This window comes from Mesorhizobium shangrilense (assembly GCF_040537815.1).
GTDB classification, from domain to species: domain Bacteria; phylum Pseudomonadota; class Alphaproteobacteria; order Rhizobiales; family Rhizobiaceae; genus Mesorhizobium; species Mesorhizobium shangrilense.
Genome location: NZ_JBEWSZ010000031.1, coordinates 1 through 4,051 on the forward strand (window position 1 = coordinate 1; position 4,051 = coordinate 4,051).

5 protein-coding genes and 1 pseudogene are annotated in these 4,051 nt (G+C 58.3%); 1 reads left to right on the plus strand and 5 read right to left on the minus strand.

From position 1 onward, the window contains the following. The 5 genes and pseudogenes from ABVQ20_RS40250 to ABVQ20_RS40270 all read right to left on the minus strand — a co-directional run. Positions 1-112 (minus strand): transposase (locus tag ABVQ20_RS40250; protein ID WP_435528523.1); only part of this gene is annotated, 112 nt, incomplete at its 3' end. A gap of 153 nt (positions 113-265) precedes the next feature. Beyond that, positions 266-1,108: a beta-keto acid cleavage family enzyme gene (locus ABVQ20_RS40255; RefSeq protein ID WP_354465389.1), complete on the minus strand. Its 843-nt coding sequence runs from the start codon at positions 1,106-1,108 to the stop codon at positions 266-268. A 181-nt stretch (positions 1,109-1,289) separates the two neighbouring features. Then, positions 1,290-1,742 (minus strand): Lrp/AsnC family transcriptional regulator, encoded by a 453-nt coding sequence (locus ABVQ20_RS40260; RefSeq protein WP_354465391.1) that lies wholly within the window; start codon positions 1,740-1,742, stop codon positions 1,290-1,292. 912 nt (positions 1,743-2,654) lie between these two features. Then, a pseudogene (locus ABVQ20_RS40265) lies at positions 2,655-2,788 on the minus strand (CoA-transferase); the annotation flags it as partial. Between the two features lie 168 nt (positions 2,789-2,956). Beyond that, entirely contained in the window at positions 2,957-3,250 is a 294-nt protein-coding gene (locus ABVQ20_RS40270; protein WP_354465393.1) for a CoA-transferase, read from the minus strand. Here ABVQ20_RS40270 and ABVQ20_RS40275 point away from each other — a divergent pair. Further along, the gene (locus tag ABVQ20_RS40275; protein WP_354465395.1) at positions 3,249-3,377 is read left to right on the plus strand and encodes a hypothetical protein; all 129 of its coding nucleotides are present in this window, start codon (positions 3,249-3,251) and stop codon (positions 3,375-3,377) included. The genes ABVQ20_RS40270 and ABVQ20_RS40275 overlap by 2 nt on opposite strands. Positions 3,378-4,051 lie beyond the last annotated feature (674 nt).

Consider the following 4,051-nt stretch of genomic DNA (forward strand, 5'->3'; position numbering starts at 1 on the left):
TTGGCATCAGCGGCGCGAATTGGTCCCACTCCTCGTCCGTCAAATCAGACGGGTAGCGCTTGGTCTTCTTGGCGATCTGGGCCATTCGGCCACGGCTCTGTTCTGTCCACATCTAAAGCTTGAATCATAACCAAGCCCCAGACGAAACCCCTCCCAGCCAATTTTCAAAACGGGCTCTTAGACCGGGGTAGCAGGCGAGGAAAAACTACGACATTAGTCAAAAGTACATCAATCAGCGGGCGGACGAACTGACGATTTGTCAATACTAATCTTCGATCCCCGCCCACAGTTTACGGAGTTGTTGCGCTGACATAGGCTTCCTTCCTGCAGCGGCGAGAATTGCCGCGGTCAAGCCGACAAGTTCCGCGTTGCCTGCAGCAACCGAGCCGTCGGGCTTCCAGAGATTGTTCTCGAAGCCAACGCGGATATGGCCGCCGAGCAACGCGCCCGCGACGACGCATGCCGCCTCTTGCCGGCCAAAGGCGCAGAGGCTCCAGTGGCGGAAACGGGGGGTATCGGAAGCAAGGAACGGCAAGAGATCGGTGGGCTCTGATGTCTGCCCGACCGTGTGGCGGCCGAGCACATATAGGACCGGCACGTCCCGCCAGGGTACCAGGCCGCGCCGCTGCAACTCGGAAAGGCGCACCGCCTCGGTCGGCTCGTAGAGGATGATCTGCGGCATGATCTGTTCCTGGCGGAGCCAAGCGAGAAACTCCGCGAAAAGTGGTTCGTCTGCGGGGCTCCTCAGGAATTCGCGCAGGGCCAGGGATGCCGCTTCCGGCCTTGTCGCCTTTAGCACAGCAATCTGGTGCTCCGGCTGATAGATACCGAGCGCCTCGGTAGTGATCTGCACGATCAGGCGATCGCCGACCTCCGCGCGGATAGCCGCGATCGCTTTGCGATAGGCGCCAGCATCGAGAAGATGTCTTCCCTCGGCATCGCGTACGTGGACGTGGATCATCGAAGCGCCCGCCGCGAGGCATTCGGCCGCCGTTGCTGCGAGTTCGAGCGCGTCGAGCGGAATGGCGGGATGTTCGGCCTTGACGCGCCTGCCGCCGTTCGGGGCAACGGCGATTGCGACCGGCCGGTCGGGGGCTGCTGCTGTCATAGATCGATGACTTGCATAACCCGTTCGAATCATCGTTACATCCTTCGGAGCAGAAGTCTCAATCTTGGACCCTCCGTCATAACGTTCCCGCAGACATCTCGGATGTCGAACGCATGCGTCGGCCAGGCAAACAGTATAGGCGAGATCTCATCAGGAAGCGCTTCACGCAATCCGCCGAAAGCTACACCGTAATCCGCGGCTCGAACTTGACACGATCAAGCGTGATCATGCTCTTAAATTTTCGGACATTGGGGTTAGTATAGAGCTTCGTCTTGACGAAGACGTCGAAGGCTTCGACATCCTCGACCGCCACGATCAGGACGAAATCGGCGTCGCCCGTGACCATATAGCATTGGGTAACCTCCCTGGCCGCCCGCATCGCGCGCTTGAAATCGTCGACAAGATCCAGACGTTCACGGTCAAGCTCCACTGTCAGGACCACGGTAAGCGATTTGCCAAGAGCCTTCGGATCCACGAGCGAGATATCCGCGACGATCACGCCCTCCGTACGCAACTTGTTCACTCGGCGCATGCATGAGGCGGCCGAAGAACCGACGAGCTCCGCGAGTTCGGCAAAGGAGAGCCGGTTGTCCTTCTGTAGTGCTGTAAGGATTCTTCGGTCTAGATCATCCACCGTGCGATACCGGCTAGTTCGGAAATTTCATAAACGCTTAGCAATTTTAACAATCGCATAAATTTGTGCAAAGTCTATTGCAAATCACCAAGCCAATTGAAACAAACCATGCACTCCAGGCCGAGCAGATGATCAAATATTCGCCCCTTCCGGATTCAGGCAGCTCGATCCGCTCGATGGTGACCTGCCCTTATTGCCTTTGCCGGCGGTCACGCCGATATTCAGAACCACACCGCTCAAACCATCGACCATGGCATGCTGCTTGTAAGCTGGTCCGAGGCGCCTGTTGTGGGCGTTAGTTACATCGTGGGGTCCGGATCGGTGACGCATGCCCTCTTAAACTCCCCGGTCTTGCGTTTCTTCCTACCACCGCTCCCACGCTTCCGCGTCTTCGTTAGCCTTGCTCAGCGCCTCGATGTGCCTGACCGCCAGGTCCCTCCCAGCTGGTATCGCTACGGATCAGAGATGTGCACCGACGTGGATAACCTCACCTCGACTTTCTTGGCGTTGATGCAGGCCCGCATCGTCGCTCGAACATCCATGTTCATAGACCACTCAGATCGGCTGCGAGCTGAAGGCGATGTCGCAATAACTGGATGAGCATTGCGATCTGCTCGGTTTGATGGCCCGAGATTTGGCGCGGGTCGACATCAAGGCCACCCGATAGAGGAAAGCTTTGATCTTCTCGTTGATCTCGGCGCATAGCCGGCTGATCTCGCTCCGGGAGACGCCGCTCCCGCGGCACGCCGTAGCAATATGCGTCAAGGTCCTCTTCAAATGCCTTATCGTAGAGTTCCGTTCCCACAGTGGATGCCAATATGTTCAACTTGGACGACACCCAGACCGCGGTAGGGTCGATGGCTCGGCGACCCATGTCGATCGCTTCGAGCCCGACGGGGCTCGTTCGCGACATTGCAGCGTCACCCGGACGCCTTAGGGAATATAATGGCCACCAGTGTTGGTATGCCGGTGCCGAGATTGACATACGTTCCGTCCTGAAGTTCGCGCGCGGCCCGAACCGCCATCTGGTTCCGATCCCAAGGCATCGATTTCTCTTTCCTCAAGCCGCCGCGCGCGTTGTGTGCTGTTCGATGCGCTTCTCGTGCACGCCCGGGATCAGGCGGTGCAGGTAGATGCCGGGCAAAGATGGATATGGTCGGGATCGAGCTCTCTAATCGGAACGATCTCTCGAGCTCGGCGATGCAGATCCTGCCTCAGGTGGCGACCGGCGGGTTGAAGTTGCGCGCCGTCTTGCGAAAAAATGAGATCGCCGGAGGGTGTCCGCCTTCCACGCCTTCACAATGGACAGGGTATGCGACGATACCGGTCTCCAGCACATAGGTTTCGCCGTTGAAAGACTTGTGCTCCTTGCCCTCGGCGACCGCCGTGCCCACGCCGGTCTTCGCGTAGAAGCCGGCAATACCGGCACCGCCGGCGCGCATGCGTTCGGCCAACGTCCCCGGCGGATTGAACTCCAGTTCCAGTTCACCGCTCAGGTATTGCCGCATGAACCCGGGCGTTCTCGCCGACATAGGACGAGATCATCTTCTTGATCAGCAGGAGGCCAAGGCCGAAGTCGTCGACGCCGCAATTGTTCGACGCGATCGTCAGCTCCTTGATGCCTGCTTCCCCTGATCGCGCTGATCAACAGCCCCGGTATGCCGCAAAGATAAAACCCGCCCGCAGCAATCAACATCCCGTCAAACTATAGATCTTCCAGCGCCGAACCCGCGTTATAGTAGATTTTGTTCATCTAATTCCCCAAAAAAATTGGCCATTAATTCAATGTTACTCCGATTGCCCTGGGTGATGGCGCCGGCTCGACAGATTTTGGTTGCAAGTTGGCGGCGCGAATAGGATCGCGAGCCGACCTTGCCATGAGGACTCGTCTCCTTCCAGGCAAGTGGTATCCTATTCAGTCCTGAGTGTTACTCGCATATTCCGTCGCTCCAGCGCGTTACGGCAGTATAGAGGACCTACGGCGCAGGATTGCGCGCCTTCAAGACGGTTGGGCCGAAAGTCAGCGACATCGATAGCGGGCGCTGGCGACAGCCGGCCGAACGTGCCGAGGGCGGCGGGGGCCGTAGCGGGATGCTGTTCCGCTCCCCTGTTCCCCGGACTTTTGCCCTTCGACTTGACCTAGCGCGCTATCTTTGTCGGGCGACGCTAGGCGGTGTGGACTCTTAGGATTGAACGAAGCCGCTGACGCGGCATTTGGTGCGTGGGTTTGCGGATGACGCTTCTGTTTTGAAGGATTGCGGCTGTTGAAGCGCAATCTTGAGAACAGGAGTTTGAGATGGCCGAGTTGA

Bases quoted from the DNA above. Each gene is read 5' to 3' on its own strand.
- ABVQ20_RS40270 (WP_354465393.1), bottom strand. From the start codon at position 3,250: ATGCGGCAATACCTGAGCGGTGAACTGGAACTGGAGTTCAATCCGCCG.
- ABVQ20_RS40275 (WP_354465395.1), top strand. From the start codon at position 3,249: ATGAACCCGGGCGTTCTCGCCGACATAGGACGAGATCATCTTCTTGAT.
- ABVQ20_RS40255 (WP_354465389.1), bottom strand. From the start codon at position 1,108: ATGACAGCAGCAGCCCCCGACCGGCCGGTCGCAATCGCCGTTGCCCCG.